General features: G+C 72.2%; 24 protein-coding genes. 9 read left to right on the forward strand and 15 right to left on the reverse strand.

The features are described 5' to 3' along the window. Positions 1 to 58 precede the first annotated feature (58 nt). Positions 59 to 541, reverse strand: coding sequence for a hypothetical protein (locus ACKTSN_RS39975; protein ID WP_409473535.1), 483 nt, complete (start codon positions 539 to 541; stop codon positions 59 to 61). Positions 542 to 786: 245 nt separating this feature from the next. Here ACKTSN_RS39975 and ACKTSN_RS39980 point away from each other — a divergent pair, with 245 nt between their 5' ends. Further along, positions 787 to 1,017, forward strand: coding sequence for a hypothetical protein (locus tag ACKTSN_RS39980; protein WP_409473536.1), 231 nt, complete (start codon positions 787 to 789; stop codon positions 1,015 to 1,017). 162 nt (positions 1,018 to 1,179) lie between these two features. On the opposite strand, the gene ACKTSN_RS39985 is transcribed toward ACKTSN_RS39980, so the two are convergent. Continuing rightward, positions 1,180 to 1,557: a hypothetical protein gene (locus tag ACKTSN_RS39985; RefSeq protein ID WP_409473537.1), complete on the reverse strand. Its 378-nt coding sequence runs from the start codon at positions 1,555 to 1,557 to the stop codon at positions 1,180 to 1,182. A gap of 68 nt (positions 1,558 to 1,625) precedes the next feature. Further along, positions 1,626 to 2,009 (reverse strand): hypothetical protein, encoded by a 384-nt coding sequence (locus ACKTSN_RS39990; RefSeq protein ID WP_409473538.1) that lies wholly within the window; start codon positions 2,007 to 2,009, stop codon positions 1,626 to 1,628. A gap of 286 nt (positions 2,010 to 2,295) precedes the next feature. On the opposite strand from ACKTSN_RS39990, the gene ACKTSN_RS39995 reads away from it, so the two are divergent. Beyond that, the gene (locus tag ACKTSN_RS39995; RefSeq protein ID WP_409473539.1) at positions 2,296 to 2,676 is read left to right on the forward strand and encodes a hypothetical protein; all 381 of its coding nucleotides are present in this window, start codon (positions 2,296 to 2,298) and stop codon (positions 2,674 to 2,676) included. Here ACKTSN_RS39995 and ACKTSN_RS40000 read toward each other — a convergent pair. The 12 genes from ACKTSN_RS40000 to ACKTSN_RS40055 form a co-directional block, all read right to left on the reverse strand. After that, a complete protein-coding gene (locus ACKTSN_RS40000; protein WP_409473540.1) occupies positions 2,663 to 2,866 on the reverse strand; it encodes a hypothetical protein in 204 nt (67 codons plus the stop codon). The two genes, ACKTSN_RS39995 and ACKTSN_RS40000, sit on opposite strands and share 14 nt — an antisense overlap. A 142-nt stretch (positions 2,867 to 3,008) precedes the next feature. Then, positions 3,009 to 3,254, reverse strand: a complete 246-nt coding sequence (locus tag ACKTSN_RS40005) for a hypothetical protein (protein WP_409473541.1) — start codon at positions 3,252 to 3,254, stop codon at positions 3,009 to 3,011. A 181-nt stretch (positions 3,255 to 3,435) separates the two neighbouring features. Next, the gene (locus ACKTSN_RS40010; protein ID WP_409473542.1) at positions 3,436 to 3,918 is read right to left on the reverse strand and encodes a hypothetical protein; all 483 of its coding nucleotides are present in this window, start codon (positions 3,916 to 3,918) and stop codon (positions 3,436 to 3,438) included. A 97-nt stretch (positions 3,919 to 4,015) separates the two neighbouring features. Beyond that, on the reverse strand, positions 4,016 to 5,344 hold the full coding sequence (locus tag ACKTSN_RS40015) for a DNA cytosine methyltransferase (RefSeq protein ID WP_409473543.1): 1,329 nt from the start codon (positions 5,342 to 5,344) through the stop codon (positions 4,016 to 4,018). Positions 5,345 to 5,521: 177 nt separating this feature from the next. Next, positions 5,522 to 6,232 carry a hypothetical protein gene (locus ACKTSN_RS40020; protein ID WP_409473544.1) on the reverse strand — a complete coding sequence of 237 codons (711 nt, stop codon included), beginning with the start codon at positions 6,230 to 6,232 and terminating at the stop codon, positions 5,522 to 5,524. 97 nt (positions 6,233 to 6,329) lie between these two features. After that, positions 6,330 to 7,187: a hypothetical protein gene (locus ACKTSN_RS40025; RefSeq protein ID WP_409473545.1), complete on the reverse strand. Its 858-nt coding sequence runs from the start codon at positions 7,185 to 7,187 to the stop codon at positions 6,330 to 6,332. A 70-nt stretch (positions 7,188 to 7,257) separates the two neighbouring features. After that, entirely contained in the window at positions 7,258 to 8,088 is an 831-nt protein-coding gene (locus ACKTSN_RS40030; protein WP_409473546.1) for a hypothetical protein, read from the reverse strand. 150 nt (positions 8,089 to 8,238) lie between these two features. Continuing rightward, positions 8,239 to 8,763 carry a hypothetical protein gene (locus ACKTSN_RS40035; RefSeq protein ID WP_409473547.1) on the reverse strand — a complete coding sequence of 175 codons (525 nt, stop codon included), beginning with the start codon at positions 8,761 to 8,763 and terminating at the stop codon, positions 8,239 to 8,241. Between the two features lie 99 nt (positions 8,764 to 8,862). Further along, a complete protein-coding gene (locus ACKTSN_RS40040; protein WP_409473548.1) occupies positions 8,863 to 9,669 on the reverse strand; it encodes a hypothetical protein in 807 nt (268 codons plus the stop codon). A 91-nt stretch (positions 9,670 to 9,760) separates the two neighbouring features. Then, positions 9,761 to 10,135: a hypothetical protein gene (locus tag ACKTSN_RS40045; protein ID WP_409473549.1), complete on the reverse strand. Its 375-nt coding sequence runs from the start codon at positions 10,133 to 10,135 to the stop codon at positions 9,761 to 9,763. A gap of 182 nt (positions 10,136 to 10,317) precedes the next feature. Then, the gene (locus tag ACKTSN_RS40050) at positions 10,318 to 10,542 is read right to left on the reverse strand and encodes a hypothetical protein (RefSeq protein WP_409473550.1); all 225 of its coding nucleotides are present in this window, start codon (positions 10,540 to 10,542) and stop codon (positions 10,318 to 10,320) included. A 68-nt stretch (positions 10,543 to 10,610) separates the two neighbouring features. After that, positions 10,611 to 11,246 (reverse strand): hypothetical protein, encoded by a 636-nt coding sequence (locus tag ACKTSN_RS40055; protein ID WP_409473551.1) that lies wholly within the window; start codon positions 11,244 to 11,246, stop codon positions 10,611 to 10,613. A 260-nt stretch (positions 11,247 to 11,506) separates the two neighbouring features. On the opposite strand from ACKTSN_RS40055, the gene ACKTSN_RS40060 reads away from it, so the two are divergent. From ACKTSN_RS40060 to ACKTSN_RS40090, 7 genes are all read left to right on the forward strand, one after another. Next, positions 11,507 to 11,743 (forward strand): hypothetical protein, encoded by a 237-nt coding sequence (locus tag ACKTSN_RS40060; RefSeq protein ID WP_409473552.1) that lies wholly within the window; start codon positions 11,507 to 11,509, stop codon positions 11,741 to 11,743. Positions 11,744 to 11,886: 143 nt separating this feature from the next. Continuing rightward, the gene (locus ACKTSN_RS40065; protein WP_409473553.1) at positions 11,887 to 13,017 is read left to right on the forward strand and encodes a hypothetical protein; all 1,131 of its coding nucleotides are present in this window, start codon (positions 11,887 to 11,889) and stop codon (positions 13,015 to 13,017) included. Positions 13,018 to 13,196: 179 nt separating this feature from the next. Continuing rightward, positions 13,197 to 13,562, forward strand: a complete 366-nt coding sequence (locus tag ACKTSN_RS40070; RefSeq protein WP_409473554.1) for a hypothetical protein — start codon at positions 13,197 to 13,199, stop codon at positions 13,560 to 13,562. Positions 13,563 to 13,652: 90 nt separating this feature from the next. Continuing rightward, positions 13,653 to 15,140, forward strand: coding sequence for a hypothetical protein (locus ACKTSN_RS40075; RefSeq protein WP_409473555.1), 1,488 nt, complete (start codon positions 13,653 to 13,655; stop codon positions 15,138 to 15,140). Between the two features lie 138 nt (positions 15,141 to 15,278). Continuing rightward, on the forward strand, positions 15,279 to 15,701 hold the full coding sequence (locus tag ACKTSN_RS40080) for a hypothetical protein (protein ID WP_409473556.1): 423 nt from the start codon (positions 15,279 to 15,281) through the stop codon (positions 15,699 to 15,701). Positions 15,702 to 15,787: 86 nt separating this feature from the next. Next, positions 15,788 to 16,132, forward strand: a complete 345-nt coding sequence (locus tag ACKTSN_RS40085; RefSeq protein WP_409473557.1) for a hypothetical protein — start codon at positions 15,788 to 15,790, stop codon at positions 16,130 to 16,132. A gap of 130 nt (positions 16,133 to 16,262) precedes the next feature. Then, positions 16,263 to 17,213 carry a hypothetical protein gene (locus ACKTSN_RS40090; protein WP_409473558.1) on the forward strand — a complete coding sequence of 317 codons (951 nt, stop codon included), beginning with the start codon at positions 16,263 to 16,265 and terminating at the stop codon, positions 17,211 to 17,213. Positions 17,214 to 17,288: the final 75 nt, after the last annotated feature.

A 17,288-nucleotide genomic window follows, 5' to 3' on the forward strand; every position in this document is an offset into this window, starting at 1 on the left:
CGCCGGTTCCCGGCACTCTGGGAACGATCTCTGGCGGACGCGGTCGGGTCTCCTCACATCACCCGAGTCGAGCGGTGCGGTGTTCGGCGAGCGCTCGCTCGAGGGCGTCGAGCATCGTGACGATGTCGTCGACCTTCACGTAGGAGATCCCGAACGTCACGGTGCCGTCGGCGTTCACGTCGAACTCGTACTCCGCGTAGGTCTGCTCGTCCTCGTAGTGGTACTGGCCGGGCTCCGCCTCGGCGAACCCGCCCGCCCCCTCGTCGAACCAGTCCGCGCCCCAGCACTCCGTCATGGCCGTGCCGACCGCGGTCTTCGGGACGTTCTCGAACTCGATCGTGGCGCGGCCGTGGTCGTCGAGGCAGACCTTCCCCCCGCCTTCCCCGGGCGTCGTCCACCGCAGGGTGGGCCCGAAGCACTGGCACCGGGTGGCGGGCGTGAGGGCGGGGAACGCCGCGGTGAAGGCCTCCTGAGCCGTCTCCTGGTGTAGCTCCCACGCCCCGTACCAGCTATCGAGAGCCTTCTGGACGTGTGTCTGCACGTCTCCTCCCGTCTGCCCAGGTCACGGGGCTGCCGGGTGGCGGCCGCGGGACGTGCCCTGAGCGACGGCGCACCGTGCCTACGCCGGCGTGCTTACGTCCGAGAAAACTCCAGGTCAGACGGTGAGACGTCGATCACCTTCGGAACATCGCCCCGCACCTTTGCGCTACCTGGATAGGACATCACCCGACGTTCGCTCACTTGCTCTATTTTTCGAGCATTGCCCTGATATGGGCGGAAGGCGGTATGCGCGTGTTGGACACACCCGAGCGTCGGCGGTACGACGGGGCGCAGGCGAAGCTCCAGGCGGCCAAGGAGCACGCCACGGATCACAAGGTGCGCGAATCGCATCGCAAGTCGGCTGCCCTGCTGAAGCAGCACCGCCCGGAGAACGAGACGGACCCGGACTGCGTTTTCAGCGGGAACCCGTGGCCGTGTTCGACTGCCGAGTACCTGATGTGCACGGTCGGCGCGTAGAGGCGGAACGGGGCCCCACACCTGCCATGACGAGGGGCCCCGCGCGCTGTGTCCACGGGGAGGCGGGCACGTCACCAGGACCAACGCCCCGGGCGTGCCGGGGTTACGGCTGCGCCCCGGCCGCGGGTGGTGCGGCCGGGGCGCGGTTGCGCAGTTGAGGGGCTATGCGTCGGTGCCGCCGGTTCTGGAGCACTCCGGGTCGAAGATGTTGCATCCGCCGTCGCTCGGGTCCGACGGCATGGGCGCGGTCGGGGTCGGCTCCGGGGTGGCCGTCGGGCCGCCAGACGGGTCCGGATCGCTGGGGCTCGGCGTGGCCGTGGCGGTTGGGGACGGCTTCGGGCCCGTCTCTGTCGAGTCGTCCCGTACGGCACCGAGCACGCCGAAGATGACCGTGGCGAGCAGGTTGACCACGAGCAGCGCCAGGATGGCGCGGCTGTACCGGATGCAGGTGCGGCAGTTGCCGTCCGAGATGAGTTCGGCGGGCTCCAGCGCGGCCGGGCACGGGGAGCTGCAGGCGGGCTTGGGGGTGGGTTCTGACACGGTGGGTCCTTCGGTTCGGGAACTGGAAGGCCGGACCGTGTCCGACCCGGGCGCCTTGCGTCGCGGCGTCACTTGGTGAGCCGGACCGGCGGCGGGGCGGGCGCTTTCATGGCAGGCGCGGCGGGGGCCTTGGGTGCGGCCGGGGCCGGGGCCTTCGGGGCGGCCGGGAGCTTCGCCGCGGGCGCCTTCGGCTTCTGCGCGCTGCTCCCGGAGTTGTTGGTACCGGCCGCGGCGCCCGTACTGCCGTACGGCAGGCACGTCACCGGGTCGACGGTGCCCGCGAAGGCCGGGGCGCAGCGCCCCGATGAACCGTCGCTGTCGTCGTCGTCGACGTCGATGTCGGCGGCCAGGAACGCGACCAGGACCACCAGGGCCAGCACGAAGATGCCGACGGCGACGGAGACGATCAGGCGGGACGTGCGGTCGTTCGGCGGGGGCAGGAGCTTGGTCACGGTGCGGCCTTCCAACGGGAGGGATGAGGCCGCGGATCGTGGAGGCCGAGGAGGGCTTGCGTCGCGCGCTGGGCAATCGGCTTGCCCGAACGGGTCCCGGCCGGCCAGGGTGTGATCACGCACGGCGCTGCGCACCAAGGACGGGAAGCGGGGCGGACCCACGGGTCGCCCACGATCACGCATCCCGGTGCCACCGAGGGGGTTCGAGTCCCCCTGCGAGCGCCGTGCGTTTCAGTTCCTCGCCCACCTCCAGGCGCTCGAGGGCGTGGCGCCTACAGTCGAGGGCATGAGCGCGATCCCGGAGCCTGAACCAGCCCGCCCGTGCCGCCCACAGGACGGGCCGGAGCCCGAGGTGTGGACGTGGCCGCCCGGCGACCGTCCGGCGCTCAAGGTGTGGTCGGCCGGGGCGTGGCGGTACGCGCCGGTGACGGCCCGGCAGGACTGGGCGGACGGCACGTTCCGGTACCAGGTCCTGGTGGACCTCCGCGGGGACACGACGATCACGCATCGCACGTACGTGTGGGGACACCCCGGGCTGCGGAAGTGCCACGGAAGCGACGCCAAGCCGTCCAGGGGGCCCGACGAGCGGCGCCAGGGTGAGATGCCGCAGGCGCCGCGCCGTCGACCTCGTACGGGGCCGCAGGGGCGTTCGACTACAGGTAGGTGATCTCCAGCTCCGCGGCGAGGAGACCGCCGTTCAACGGGGTGTCGGTGAGCAGCGCGCGGACGGGGCGGCCGTCGAAGTCCAGGCGGACGACGGCACCGGCCGGGGCAGAGCTGCGGAAGGTGATGCGGCGGGCGCCGAACAGCGGGCCTGAGTTGGTGACCAGGTAGGTACGGGCGGGGCGGTGAGCCATGGCGTGGCCTCTCGGCGGGAGCGCCGTCCGTACGGGCGCCCTGTACCCCTTAGCGGGTCTCGGGCCCGATCGGACAGGAACGCCCGTCCCCGCGGGGCCCGGCCGCCGTGGTGGTGCGGGGCCGGGCGCGCGCCGGGGGCTGTCAGGCGGCCGCGTCGATGTCCTCGCGGACCAGGGGGACGGCGCCCTTCGCGGTCTTGAGTTTCTGCCGGGCGGTGACCAGGTCCGGGCCCTGGATGCCCTGCTCCTTGCAGGTCTTCCACCAGCCGTGTGCCGTCACGGCGGCCGTCTTCTCGCGCAGCCTCTCCCAGAGCTGGTCGTACGCCGCGGCCTCGTCGGGCTTCCAGCCGGGGGAGGGCTCGCAGCCGGCCCGGCCCCGTTCCTTCACCTCCGGCCACCCCTCGTGAGGCTCACGGGACCAGGGGAGACGCTTCTGTAGGGCGTGGAGCTCGGCGTACAGCTCGGCCGCCTCGCGCTGCGCGTCCCGCAGATCCCGGGGGAAGCCGTGGGGATCGAACGGCTTCTTCTCCTCGTCGTCGGAGGTCTGCTCAGGGAAGGGGTAGTGGCGCTCACCCTTCGGAGCCTAGTTCGAGTCGGTGACATCGCCCGGTGTGGTCGGCGACACGTACGACGCTGCCGTCCCCGCGGGAGCACCACAGCTCCTCGCCGTCACGCTGGTCAGTGCAGTACGTCAGGCCGTCGGCAGTCCACTCGTAGTAGCCGCGGGGCCGGTTGCTCGTGACGAGGGCGGCGACGTCCAGGGCGGCCTGGAGGTTGTCGTCCCGGTGGGTGCACCAGTGCATGTCTTCCTGGGTTTCCAAGTCGCGGCCCTGGCCAAGGAACTCGCGCATGCCGTCGGGCGTGTGTTGCACGGCGAGGACATCCCCGGGCGTGAACGGCCAGCTCTGCGGTTCGCGCTCGTGCGGGGTGTACGTGCCAGTGATCACGAGGAAGCTGAGGCAGTGCAGGGGGACGGTCTCCCGGCGGTTGAGGACGTACAAGACCTCTTCCGCGCTGACGCCCTGATGGACGCTGAGGCGGTGGATGCTCATGCCCGGGGGAACGCCGGGCGGTTCAGGGCTGTTATAGCCGTCCCGGGAACGCCGGAGCGCCCGGCCTCCGCGGGTGCGGGGCCGGGCGCTCCGGGGCCTAGCTGACTAGGTCGTAGTCGTCGGGGCTGAGCATGTCGTCCATCTCGTAGAGCTGGGCGAGGTAGTCGCGCACCAGGGCCTCGGCGAGGCCGCCCAGGACGCCGCTGAGGACGATCGCGGCCATGACCGGGGAGACGACGTCGGCGGCCTGCTGGAAGGTGCTGGAGCGGCTTCCCTGCCACGGGTAGGAGCGGCGGAACCCGACGAGCAGCCCGGCCTCGGCCGCGGTGAGGCGGTACCCGTCGCTCTCGCGCTTCCAGGTGCGGGACTTGCCGGTGAGGCACCAGGACGGGCCGTCGGCGGAGAACGCGTTGCCGCCCTTGGCGCGGCCGGTCTTCGGGTCGATGGGGCGGTTGCCGCGGGTGTTGACGCGCTCCCCCGGCTGCCAGCCGAGGGCCTGCGCCATGGTGGTGGCGGGCAGCGGGCGGATGCAGCGGGTGACGGTGGGGGAGTACCAGCGGGAGGCGATCATGTAGACGCGCTTGCGGCGGGAGGGCAGGCCGTAGTCGGCGGCCTCCTTGATCTCGTGGCTGGTGTAGAACCACTCGGCGCACTGGAACTCGATGGTCAGGTCGCTGATGATCTCCTCGGGCAGGTTGCTGGACTGCTCCATGGCCATCCAGCGGATCGGCGCACCGGCGGCCTGCAGGGCGATCGGCCAGATGGCGACCTCGAGCATGAGCGCGATGCGCGGGTCACTGACGCCCGCGGCCATCTCGCGGACCTCGTCCCAGGTGGCGCCGGAGCGGGGGGCGAAGCCGTCGCCGTGGCACCCCTTGCCGTCGGGGGCGTCCGGGTCGCACTCGCACTCGTCGCCCTCGTCGTTGTGGTGCCACTCCATGGGGATGAACCCGGCGGTCTCGCCGACGTAGGCGATGGCGTCGCCGAGGATCTGGATGTTGCCCAGCTCCAGGCCGGAGAGCTTGCCGCCCGGGGAGAACGTGGGGCACGGCGGGCTGATGATGACGGCGGCGGTGTGGCGCAGCGCGATGTGCTCGGGGTCGAGGGTGGTGATGTCGGCGCAGATGCGGCGGTGTCCGGCGGCGCGGGCGGTGGCGCAGGCGTCCGGGGAGATGTCGACGCCACAGGAGTCGACGGCCACGCCGAGGACGGCGGCGATGCCCTCGGACCAGCCCCCGGGGCCCGCGAACAGCTCGACGACGCGGATCGGGTCACCGGGGAGCGGGGCGAGGAGCCACTCGGCGGGCCAGGGGGCGGCGGCCTCTTCGAGGACCGGGAGGACCTTGGCGGGGATGGGCAGACCGGCTTTGCGGGCGAGCGTGGCGACGTGGACGGCGGTCTGAACCTTGGCCGGGAGGGTCCTCATTGCGGCGTTCCTTCGTTCGGGACTGTCGGCGGCTGCTCTCCACCAACATCCCGAACAGTACAGCAATGAGACTCGCACAACAGGGAAACAGGGAAAATGCCCGTGCGAGTCTCACGGCTGCACCATCAAGGCCGATCGCGCCCGGTCCCCGTGGCCGAAGGGGACCGGGCGCAGCGCTCAGCAGTACCGGGTGGCCGGTCGCTCGCAGTGCCGCCCCTCGTGCTCGGCAATCGGGGTCAGGCACACCGCGCACTTCGGGCCCTCCGCGTCGGCACCGGAGCCACCGGGCCCGAGGTCGGCCTCGACGACCAGCCGGGCCCACCGGTCCTCGGCGTGCCACCGAATCGCCTTCTCGGCGCAGCACTCCGACCGCCAGCACATACACCGGTGGCAGTCCTGGCAGTTCTGCCGTCGGTCGCACGCGCACCGGCAGTCGTGCGGGCGGCACCCCTCCTTGTGGTCCACCGGGTTCAGCACCGCGGCGAGCAGGGGCAGCGCCGTGTCCAGCATCGCGACCGCCCGGTTGCCCGCCTCCTCCGCGTCGAGGAGCGACCGGGTCTCCCCGTACATCGCGTACAGGGCGCGACCGATCACGGTGGGCGAGTGCCGCGGGCACCCCTCCGTTCCCACCTGAACCTCGGAGCGGCATGTCCGGCAGAACACCCCGAGGAACGGGTGCGGGGCTACGCCCTCCAGCCGGGCCCAGTTGTCGAGGAGCGTGCCGTTCGCCTCCAGGGTGGTGCTCAGCAGCGCGCGGACGCGGTCCAGCTCCCCGAGCAGGTCGCGCAGGTCCGGCGTGCCCGCGGCGGCGCGGATCTCGGCCAGCCGCTCGTCGGGGAGCGGGTCCTCGCCGGGGCGGTGGTCGCGGGTCGGCTTGTGCGTGGGCATGTGGTTTCTCCAGTGGGTTGGGCCGCGCCCGGCGAGCAGTGCCGGGCGCGGAAGGGAACGGGCAGGGGGGAGGCCGGCCTCGGGGCGCCGGGGCGGGTCAGCGGCAGAGCTGCGGGGCCAGCGAGATCAGGAAGTCCGCGCCGATGCCGTGGAGGTCGATGGACGCCGGGGTCGTGTCGTGTGCGCGGGCCTGGGCGTCGGCGGCCGGGGTGGTGTAGCCGTAAGGGCCGGGGCCGGGGCCGGTGCTGAACGCGAGTCCGCCCTGGTCGGTCTGCTCGACGTGCCCGTGCCGGGCGAGGACGGCGGCCAGGCGGCGCTGCAGACGGCCGCGGACGCGGGGGATCTCCGGGCGCACGTCAGCGGCCGGGGGCAGGCAGCAGGTCACGGCCTTCTCGACGGCGCGCACCGGGCCCTGTATCTGGACGTCGGCCACGGGGTTCGTGCCGTGGAGGGTGACGGAGTACCGGGCGCCCGACGGCGCGGCCCACGCGAGGGTGGACGTGTTCGCCAGGAGACCGATCCGGTTGTACGTCGCCACGCCCTGCAGGCGCATCGCGTGCCCGATCTCGTTCAGCAGCTCCAGGCGTCCCATCACCCGCGGCCCGTCTGCGTCGGCGCGCCCGGCGGCCTCGTCGTCGAGGACGGGCAGCACCAGGCGCAGCACCTCCCGCGCGATGACGGCCGGGCTCATGCTCTCGAGGTGGAGGTCGGGGCGGGTCGGCTCACGGTCGGGGAGCTGCCAGCCGATCTGTGTGTCCCAGGTACGAGCGACCAGGACCAGGGCGCGGCCACCCTGCACCAGGCGGGCGGCGGGGTACCGGACGGTCCACCACGGGGCGTAGGGCTCGACCGTCCACTGTGTGCCGGCCCGCTCGGGCAGCAGGGCGGCGACGCGTCCGGCGAGGGTCTGGGCGGGGCAGGTGGGGCGGGCGGGGGCGGTGACGGGCGGGGTCATGGCGGGGGGCCTTTCGGGAGTGGGGCCGCGCCCCCGGGAGCAGTCGGGGGCGCGGCTGGGCGGGAGGGGGTCAGACCAGGTACGCGACGGTGGTGAGGAGCAGGTCGACGCCGAGGCTGCTGATCTCGGCGACCACGCGCTGGTCGTCGTCGGCGGGGTCGGTCGGCTCGTCGGCGGCGGGGAGCGCGATCCAGCCAGAGGGCTCGCGGCGGGCGCCGAACTGGACCTCGCTGTCGTCGACCGGGCGGAGCTGCGGGAGCCGATCGGTCAGGTTGCGCGTGAAGGCGCTCCCGGCGTGGTCCTCGGCGTGCCCGGCGTACGGGGTGGTCACGGCAGGCAAGAAGCCGTACAGGCCGCTCACGGGCCCTTCGTAGGTCAGGACCACGTCCCGGTTCAGGCCGTACACCCACAGGCCCCAGGTGCCGCCCGTGCTGGCCGTCCACATCAGGCCGGGCCCGTTCACGCCCTCGGCCGGGACGGCGTGCCCGCCGTGGTCGATCACCGCGAAGCCGACTTCCACCAGCTCTCCCGCGCGGTCGGAGAGGACCTGGTCCCACCCCTTCGTGCGGCCGGTCTTTCGGGCCTGGTCACGGTCGAGGTCGGGGAGGACAGAGCGCAGCACGCGGGCGGCGAGGGTGAGCGCGGGGGCCGGGTCGGTCGCGTCGACCACCACGTCGGGAGTGCTGGGGAACAGGCCGGGCCGGTCGGCGTACACCGCGATGCGGTCCGCCTGCTCGACGACGAACAGGGTGTGACGGCCGTTCGTGAGCCGGGACGTCGCGGCGTGCGGCCGGATCGCGTACGGGGCTTCGCCGACGGTCCAGGCGTCGCCGCGGCGGGCGGGCAGGAGTGCGGCGAGCGGCGCGGCCATCTCGGCGTGGGTGACGGCGGACAGGGTCACGGCGGTGTTCCTTCGTTCGGGGTGTTCCGGCGCGGTGCTCTCCGGCCGGGTGATGTGGTCATGCGGGGGGTGCTTGCGTCGCGCCCCGGGGCGGCTCGTACGTCCAGGCCCCGGGGCGGCTCGTACGTCCAGGCCCCGGGGCGCGACGGTCTACAGGCCGTCGTCCTGGGCGAGGGCGCGGCGGGCGAAACTGCGGGAGGAGCGGCGGAGCGCGGCGAGCGACTGCTCCCGCAGTCGGCCACGGTGCCGCGCCTCGGCGACCTCTTCGGCCTGTCGGCGGGCGGCGTCGGCGCGCATGGCGTCGATGTGGTCCTGCCACGCGCGGGCGGCGTCCTCGGCGGTGCCACCCTCGGAGACGTCCCACAGGGCGGAACTGCCGCGCAGGTCGGCCAGAAGGACGCGGTCGAACTGGTAAGCGCGGAGCATGACCGGCCCGTCCGCGGTCCACTTCGTGACCAGGATCCACAGGCGGGACAGGTCGGTGTCGGCGGGAAGCGCAGGGCAGTCGAATGCGCGGTGGTGGGTGATGGTGATGGTGCCGTGGTTGGCGGTGCATCCGGACGCCAGCACCCCGGGTCCGGACTCGGTGCCGCCGCACGCGGAGCGGGGGCACGTGCATCCGGCCGGTTGTCCGCCGGTGTCGGCGACGTGTGTGTGAATGGCCAGCAGGTTCACGATCGGTGTCCCTTCGTTCGGGCGGGCCCGGCGTGCTCTCGCCGGGGAGTAGGCCGGGCGAGCGCGGCTTGCGTCGCGCCCTGCCCGGCGGGGTGGGTGTCAGCCGTGGGAGTCGTACAGCTCCCGGGCGGCGACGGCGGCGGCGTTGCGGTGGCTGTCGTCGTCGCAGGTGGCGATGGTGGCGCCGAGGTGGGAGACCATGCGGACGGCGGTGTGCGTGACTCCCTGGTCGCTGATGTGGCAGGGCAGGCGCCGGTGAGTGAGCCCGTACGTCACGGTCGGGCCGTACGCCTCGTGAGCGCGGCGCAGCGCCATGGTGGTGCCCGGGGTCGCGATCTCGACGGCGGCGGGGACGGCGGGCCGGTTGCACGGGCGGTCGGCGGCGACCGCTTCGGAGGCGGCGAGGAGCGTGTGCTTCCAGTGCAGGGCGAACGCGCCTTCCAGGAGCGCGGTCGTGTCCCGGGCCGGGGGCATGAGCCGCAGGTGGCCGTGGATCGCGTGGAGGCGGGCGAACAGGTCCCCTTCCCGGGCGATCAGCACGGAGCCGCCGGGGAGCAGTGACGTGGGCAGGTCGACCTCGTTGCCGTACACGGGGGCGGTGACGTACTGGCTGAACAGGGGCGGAAAGCCGATGGCGGGGTGGGCGGCGGCGATCTCGTCGGCGGTGCGGAGCGCGTGCGAGGCGTCCCAGTCCATCGTGTTCGTGATCACGATGCCGTCCCAGGTGCCGGGTTCCTCGGTCTGGAGCGAGTGAGCGGCGGCCTCCAGCAGGGCGGCGATCTCCAGCAGGGCGGCGCGGCCCTCAGCGCTCGGCACGGGCGCGGGGGAGGCGGCGCGGGTCCGGGCGATGGTGGCGATGGTGTTGGCGCGGTGTGCGGCGGCGAGGGCGTTGGGCGTGGCAGGCATGGGTGTCTCCGTCTCCGGGGCGTGAAGGGTGTTGTGGGGTGCCGGGGCGCGGCGGGGGGGAAGGGCCGCGCCCCGGCGGTCAGGGGGCCTGTCAGGCGGCGATCAGCGCGGCGCGGACGGCCTTGTACTCGGCCTTGCGCGGCTTGTACTGCGCGGCGATCTGCGCGACCTGGGCGCGGGTGTACCGGTAGACGGTCTTGACGATGTTCCGGGCGCCGTTGAAGGAGCGGCGAATGCGGGCGCGGCGGCCCTTGACGCCCTTCTTCTTCGCGACGGTGCGCAGGGCGTCAGCGACGCCTTCAACGGTCTTGCGGTCGGCACCGGTGGCGATGATGTGGGTGACCAGGGAGCGGGCGCCGGTGCGGACACGGCGGGTGGCCTGGGCGACGGTGCGGCGCTGGGTGGAGGCGGCGCGGTTGGCGCGGACGCGGTCACGGAGTACGCGGCGGGCGGCGACAGAAGCCATGGTGGTGATCCTTCGTTCGGGACTTGTTGGCGGTGCTCTCCGCCAACCCCTTGATAGTACAGCAATGAGACTTCGGGGCGCTATAAGATCCCGGAAAGAATCGAAGATCTCGCAGGTGAGACACAGATCGACACGGTTCGCGGTGTGCGCCGGAGGTCTCACGGCTGCACTGTTCTCGCGGCCTAGAAAAGGGTGTCAGCTTGCTCGGGGAACGTCGCGGCCGGCATACGGGCGTCAGGGGTGCGCACGGCCGCCGGGTCCTCCCCGAACAGAGGCGCGGTGCCGCACTCGTCGGGGACGGCGGGGACGGGGCGGTCCACAGTGTCCGGGGCGTCTGGGGCGTCGCGGTCGAAGTTGGCGGGCGCCATGCGTAGCCAGTTGCGCCCGGGGAGCTTGGTGGCGGTCACAGCGGTCTCCTGTCCGGGGCCGGGCCGGGGGCACGAGCAGTGCGCCCCCGGCCGGGGACGGCGGGCGGTCAGTCCTCGTTGTGCTGTGCCCACTGGGTGTCGAGCGCGAAGAGGGCGGCGGCGAACTCCTCGGTGCCCGGGACAGCCGTGATGCGGGTCAGCAGCTCCCGCCCGGCCGCCACGGAGTGCGGGGTGCCGTCGGCGTCCGTCCAGGCGTACGCGGGGCGCTCCGCTACCGTCGCGCACAGGTCGGCGAAGTCGAGTTCTCCAAGGCACTGGGCGGGCACCGTGGGGCCGCACTTGCGGTTGCCCATGGTGTGGCAGTCCCAGCCGGATTCATCCTCGTCGACGACGCCGTCCCGGTTGTCGTCGCCGAGGGCATCGGCCTGCCCGTCGGTCCAGCCGTCCATCCAAGCGACCGTGCCCGGGGCGCTGCCGTCGGCGACGACGTCCGGATACGTGGGCTTGGAGCCGTCGCCGAGGGCGGCCACGCCCGCCATCCATCCGCCGTTGTATGCGGCGACCAGGTCGGCCGTGTCCACGGTGACGGTCGCGGCGGGGTGCGCCTTGGGCGTCGCGGCGGGGATGTCGGCGTCCGCGGTGGGGCCGAGAGCGGCGGCGGCACCGAGGAGTGCGGTAGCCAGTCCAGCGGTCAGGAGTGCGGCGGGACGGGGGCGACGGGCGAGAAGGCGCGGCATGCGCATGGTGGTGATCCTTCGTTCGGGACTCCCGGGGTTGCTCGACCCCGGGCCGCCGGGTGGCGGGGCTCCAGAACGTACACAGCCGACACGGAAAAGTACAGCCATGAGACCGACCTCAGAGCAAGCATGCCGCTTCACCTGCACGTTTACAGATTTTTACAGGGCTCCTGTTGCCCTAGAGTCGCATTGCTGTACTGTTCTCTCAGCGGTTCACACCGCGCCCTGGAGAGCAACCGGGGCAGTCCCGAACGAAGGAAGTCGCCATGTCCGTGTCTCTCGCCAAGCCCACCGACGCCCCCGAGCCCCTGATCGCCGCCTACGTCCGGCGTGGCCTCAGCGACTACTTCGCACGCCAGCAGTACCGGGGTGCCCGACAGTGGGCCGAAAAGCTCAGCCCCGAGGAGCGCGCCCGGCTGCTCACCCTCCCCGTCATCAAGCGGTCGCCCATGACCGTGCACGTCCTGAACGAGGTCACCGCCGAACAGCACAACGCGCACTGACCAGCACCCGCACCGCCCGCCACCCCCGGCGGGCGGTGCGCCCCGCCCTCGAGGCCGGCACACGCCGGAACGGGCGCAGGGCGCACCGCCCCACCACACAGTCCCGGAGAGCAACCGGGACGTCCCGAACGAAGGAACACCCGGTGATCACTGCCACGGAGCGCGCCGACTGGATGGCGCTGCAGATCTTCATCGCTGCCAGGGAGCACAACGGCCGCGTCATCACCCACGACCTCGTCGACGCCGTCATGAGCCGCGACGCCGACAAGGAGCAGGGCAAGGCGAACAAGGAGATGGTGCGCCGCATCATCCGCAAGCGCGCCGAGTCCGAACGCGTCCGGGTCATCTTCACCGAGGATGAGCGGTACTGGGCCATCCGCGAACAGCTCCACCACATGACCACCGACGCGGTTCAAGCGCTGCGCGACGAGATCACCGAGGGCGGCGACGACGACCCGCGCGGCTGGGACCCGGCCCTGACGAAAGCCATCTCCGTCAGCCTCTCCCACCGTCAGCAGACCCGCCGCCTGCAGGGCTGCAAGCCGGTCTCCATCCGCCTGTGGCGCATGCCGCGCCCGGCCGCCGTCGAGGAGCGCCCCGCCCCCGCCGAGGAGACCGCTCCGGCCGCGCCCGACACCACGCCCTTGTACGCCGCCCTGGCCGCGTACGAATCGACCGTGCACGCCTCCCTGGGCGGTGCGCCCCGCGACCTCGCCAACCTCGACCGCCACCTGCTCACCCTGGGGAAGATCTCCGCCCCGGAGCACCACCTCGAGATCGTCGAGACCCGCGCGGACGTCGAGGAAGCGTGGGAAGCGCTGCGCACCGCCCACACCCTCACCGCCCGCAACGCCGCCCACGACCAGGCGCGCGCCGCCGTCGAGCGGGCCCGCGCGGTGATCCTGGCCGTCGCCCCCCGCGCGCACCGGATGCACGGCACGGACATGCCCGGCACGGCCGAGGAGATCCGCGTCGCGGCCCTGGCGTACAACGCCGTCGACGCCACGCCCGAGGAACTGTCCGCCGTCGCCACCGGCACGTCCACCGTGCGCGTGCACTGCCGCAGCGACTCCGGCACCGGATGGACCGTCACCGCGACGATCACCGCCGGACTGAACTCGCCCATCGGGCACGCCCCCGCGCACCCGCCGATCGTCCTGAAGTTCCGCAAGCGGGACGGCCGCGAGGACGCCGCCGAGAACACCCGCCGCATGTTCGGCCGCATGTTCCGCGTCGCCGTCCCCGTTGAGTACGTCCTCGACCGCCGTCCCTGACTCGTCCCGGCGCCGCCCGGCCGGAGGGGTCGGGCGGCGCCCCACGGGCCCATACGCGCCCGCGCGCGTGTGGACGGTCCCAGAAGTCCCATAACCCCGCCTGTCTGTCCTGTTGCCCCCGCTCTTGGCGTCCGGGCCCGCCGTGGTCCGTTCGCCGCTCCGAGGAAGGTTCCAGCCCCATGTCTCTGCTGCCGTCCTGGCTCCACTCCCACCTGTCCGCCGCCGCGCCGTCGCCGTACACGTTCGAGTCGTTCGCCGACGAGGTGGCCCGCCTGTTGGGTCTCCCGCCGACCATGCGCACCGGGGAGTTCGAGCGCAGCTCCGAGACGGATCACGTCTGGCTGCTGTGGAAGCCCGACCGGTACGGGGCGGTGCTGCTGATGGACCGTCCGGAGGGGGAGCTGCGTCAGGCCCTGGTCATCAAGGTGATCTGGCACAACTCGCCGGACCCGGCCGACGTCGCCGCGATGGTCCGGGCGTACGAGCGGCGCGGGCGTGTCCAGTCTCTTCGGACCCTGCTGGCCCGGTTGCTGCGCCGCCGCTGATCCCGCACGTCTCTCAGCTCCCCTACTCCCGGCCGTCGCCGGATCTCCGAAGGAACGCCCGTGTCTGCGCCTGCTCTGTTCGATCTTCCCGTGCCCGCTTCTGCTCGCTCCGCGGCTGTGCCGGCCACCTTCCGCCGGTCCGGCATCACGGTGCTGTCGCATGGGCTGGGCGCGGACTCGACGGCGATCCTGCTGATGTTCCTCACGGCCCCGGAGAAGTACGGGCTGAGGGCGGACCTGTCGGACCTGGTGGTGGTGCACGCGGTCACCGGGGACGAGTGGCCCGATTCCCTGAGCTACGTCGACCGGTTGGTGTTGCCGTTGCTGCGCCGGGCTCGGGTTCGGCTGGTTCAGATAGCCCGCGGGGGGCCGGAGGACGCCGACGGGGTGGTGATCCTGGACGACTCCCGGCAGCCGCGCCAGATCTTCGCTCAGGGACCGTGGAGACTGTCTGACGAGCTGCGTGCGGCCGGGACCGTCCCCCAGATGGCGAACGGGCGGAGGACGTGCTCCATCAAGTTCAAGGGCTGGTGCCTGGACGCGTGGGCCATCCATGAGTTCGGCACGTCGAGTTTCCGGCGAGTGATCGGCTACCACGCGGGCGAGATGGGCCGGGCGGAGAAGGACACGAGCATTCAGCGGCGCCTGAACGCGGAGGCTGGTCGAACGATCTGTGAGCCGCACTACCCGCTCATCCTGGCCAAGATGGACCGGGCCGCGGTGGAGGCGTACGCCCTGGCGCAGCTCGGGGAGCCCATCCGTAAGTCGTACTGCGCGCAGTGCCCGTTCAGTGGCGTCTGTGCCTCGCGGGACGCCCACGAGGAGCGGCTGAGGACTCACCCGCACGTCGCGGCCGATGTGTTGCGCATGGAGTACGTCTCCCAGGCCCTGAACGAGCGCGTAGCCCTGTACGGGACGACGTCGCTGCGGAAGCGGCTCACGGACGACGGGCGGAACACCGCGGTGCTCGACGCGTTCGCGCTGTCGCTGGATCAGGCCCCGCACGCGGTCTACGAGGTCCGCCGGATCTACTTCGCCGCCCGCACGGCGGAGTGCCGCCAGTGGCACGGCGGTAACTGCCGGACGCCCCGCTGGTGGTGCCGTCAGGCTCGTACGGAGGAGTGCGTCCAGGGGCATCCCGCGGGCCGGTTCGAGCCGTGGTGCTCCGGCTACTGGGACTCGTGCCGGGGGAAGACGACGAAGAGCCAAGCGTGGCGGTCCGTGCGCACCGTGTTCGAGGGGACCCGGGCGGAGGCCGAGGCGTACGTGCGGGCCCTGGCCGTCGCATACGACATGCGGCTCGAGCGGGGTGAACACTCCGGGATCGAGCGGGCGCACTACATGACCGCGGGCGATAGCTACCCCACGGCGTCCGCGTACCTGGTGGCGGCGCCGGCCGGGGTGCACGACAAGCAGCGCCCGAGGTTCGAGGAGCGGTTCACTCAGCTCACGGGCCGGGACGGGACCATGGGCACGCCGGTGCGGGAGCTGCCGGAGCCGGGCCCGAAGCGCCGTACGGGCGGGACCGTACTCATCCGGCGGGCGAAGACCATCGGGGGCGTCACGCTCATCGCATGACTGATGATCCAGCAATGAGACTCGCGCACGCGTTCCCCTTGTATCGATGGGGGTACTACACACGTGAGTCTCATTGCTGTACTGTCTTCCGTGTTGGCGGAGAGCACCGCCAATGTCCCGAAGGAAGGAACACCGCCGATGAACGCTGTCCTGGCTATCAAGCCCCTGGCACAGCTCACCGCGCAGTACGGGCCGATGCGCACCGTGCTGAACTCCAGCGCCCCCACCGACGTCCCCAGCGAACAGGCTGACGTCTACCGCTTCAACATCCTCGGCGGGAAGGGCAAGCGAGAGTCCGTCGTGAACGGCGCGGACGGTAAGCCGGTCCTGATCATCCGGTTCGTCGAGTACATCGACCCGGTAACTCAGCGCACCCGGTACGGCGTCGACTACTGGTCGGTCCTGCGGTACTGGGCCAGCGACCACGAGACGGGCGCCATGGCGGAGCTGTCGTACGAGAAGGCCGTGCGCGACGAAGTCCGGCACACGCGGCTTCAGCTCACCCCCGAGCGGTTCACGCGCGGCGTGGCCAGCTTCTACGACGTCACCGACGTCATCTGACCGGTCCGGTCTCTCACGGCCGGGGCGCGGCACCTGCTGTGCTCCGGCCTCCGCCCCCACTTGCCACACGCTTCCCGAGGAGCCCCATGTCCACTGCCACCGTCGCCAACGCCGCCGCTGTCACCGAGCGCCCCACCTACCCGGAGTGCCGCCGCTCCTGGATGCAGGAGCCCGAGGCCCCCACCTGCTTCGCGTGGATCACCGCGCGTGCCATCTACCGCGCCGAGCAGGCCGAGCTGCGAGCCCACAACGCGCTGCACTCGATGACCGGCAACCGCTCCGAGGTTCGCTACTGGGCCGCCCACCCGGAGGAGCGCAACGCCCGGCACAAGGCCCTCACGAGCGAGCGGGACAACGCCTGGACGGAGACACGCACGTTGCTCGCCCGACGCGCGGAGTGCACGTGCATCGGACCGGACATGCCGCGGTGACCGATCACGTACGGCTGCGCGGTGGCCTTCCCCGCACCGCGTAGCGCCCCCCACCGGCCGGGGCGCGACGTTCACCGCCGCGCCCCGGCACCCTCCCCCAACCTTCTTCCGCACACCAGGAGTCCGCGCCATGGCCCGCACCAAGACGACGTACCGCACCATCCACCCCGAGACCAACGAGGAAGTCACCTTCACCAAGGGCGGCCGCCCGATCCGCTGGATCACGTGGGGGGACTTGGGCAAGGGGTTGGTGCACTTCGGCTACAGCTCGCAGGAGACGTACGCGAAGGCCGTGAAGGCGCCCCGGTCGTCCAACCCGTACGCCAAGCGCTACGAGGCCACCGCGGCGACGGTCGTCGAGGACGAGACGCCCACCGTGCAGGCGTCCACCGTCGAACCGGTCGCCGTCGAGGAGCCCCAGGTGCACCCCATGCGCGCCGGCCTCACCGTCACCCCCGACTCCCCGCGCCGTGGCGAGATGAAGCTGAACGTGGAACTGGATGGCGAGATGATCGGCGTCGTCTTCGACGAGTCCCCGGCCAAGCTGGCACGCGGCGGGTTCGCCGCCTGGTCCTCGAAGTGCCGCAACCGCGGCGGCATCGTCGGCTTCTACCCCTCGAAGGAGGACGCGGCCGAGGCAATCGCCGACCTGCACGCGGCGGACGGTCCCGGCGGCAATAAGGCCCCGGGGTTCGCCAAGAGGCGGGCCAGGTTCTTCGCACTGCCCACCGTGCGCCGTGATTCTGTCGCCCGTCGCGCCGCGTACCTGTACGACGGCACCCGCACCGTGACCGCGTGCTGGGCGGCCGCGCTGGAGTGGGACGAGGGCGAGCACCCCGGGCCCGACCCGCAGACCGGTGAGCCGGTCTACGTCCGTACGCACTCCGCGAGGACCCGGCACCTGCCCAACCCCACCAAGCTGGGCCGCCGCACCCTGTGCGGGCAGGAATGGCAGCTCGCCTCCTGGTACCGGCACAACGGGGAGATCCGGCGCCCCGACAGCTGGATGATCCTCGGCCTCCCCGATTGCGGAGGCTGCGCCGAGTCGCACGCCGCCCGGCAGGCCCGCGCCGCCGCGTAGCAGCTCCCGCCGCCGGGGCGCCCCCAACGCGCCCCGGCCGTACGCCACCCCGACCGCTCCACTGACCTCGAGGAC

It is taken from the genome of Streptomyces flavusporus, assembly GCF_046267975.1.
GTDB classification, from domain to species: Bacteria; Actinomycetota; Actinomycetes; order Streptomycetales; family Streptomycetaceae; genus Streptomyces; species Streptomyces flavusporus.

Coding starts and splice junctions, on each gene's coding strand:
- ACKTSN_RS40010 (WP_409473542.1), bottom strand. CDS start 3,918: ATGAGCATCCACCGCCTCAGCGTCCATCAGGGCGTCAGCGCGGAAGAG.
- ACKTSN_RS40070 (WP_409473554.1), top strand. CDS start 13,197: ATGTCTCTGCTGCCGTCCTGGCTCCACTCCCACCTGTCCGCCGCCGCG.
- ACKTSN_RS39995 (WP_409473539.1), top strand. CDS start 2,296: ATGAGCGCGATCCCGGAGCCTGAACCAGCCCGCCCGTGCCGCCCACAG.
- ACKTSN_RS40040 (WP_409473548.1), bottom strand. CDS start 9,669: ATGCCTGCCACGCCCAACGCCCTCGCCGCCGCACACCGCGCCAACACC.
- ACKTSN_RS40055 (WP_409473551.1), bottom strand. CDS start 11,246: ATGCGCATGCCGCGCCTTCTCGCCCGTCGCCCCCGTCCCGCCGCACTC.
- ACKTSN_RS40020 (WP_409473544.1), bottom strand. CDS start 6,232: ATGCCCACGCACAAGCCGACCCGCGACCACCGCCCCGGCGAGGACCCG.
- ACKTSN_RS40080 (WP_409473556.1), top strand. CDS start 15,279: ATGAACGCTGTCCTGGCTATCAAGCCCCTGGCACAGCTCACCGCGCAG.
- ACKTSN_RS40025 (WP_409473545.1), bottom strand. CDS start 7,187: ATGACCCCGCCCGTCACCGCCCCCGCCCGCCCCACCTGCCCCGCCCAG.
- ACKTSN_RS40000 (WP_409473540.1), bottom strand. CDS start 2,866: ATGGCTCACCGCCCCGCCCGTACCTACCTGGTCACCAACTCAGGCCCG.
- ACKTSN_RS40060 (WP_409473552.1), top strand. CDS start 11,507: ATGTCCGTGTCTCTCGCCAAGCCCACCGACGCCCCCGAGCCCCTGATC.
- ACKTSN_RS40085 (WP_409473557.1), top strand. CDS start 15,788: ATGTCCACTGCCACCGTCGCCAACGCCGCCGCTGTCACCGAGCGCCCC.
- ACKTSN_RS40045 (WP_409473549.1), bottom strand. CDS start 10,135: ATGGCTTCTGTCGCCGCCCGCCGCGTACTCCGTGACCGCGTCCGCGCC.
- ACKTSN_RS40015 (WP_409473543.1), bottom strand. CDS start 5,344: ATGAGGACCCTCCCGGCCAAGGTTCAGACCGCCGTCCACGTCGCCACG.
- ACKTSN_RS40090 (WP_409473558.1), top strand. CDS start 16,263: ATGGCCCGCACCAAGACGACGTACCGCACCATCCACCCCGAGACCAAC.
- ACKTSN_RS39980 (WP_409473536.1), top strand. CDS start 787: ATGCGCGTGTTGGACACACCCGAGCGTCGGCGGTACGACGGGGCGCAG.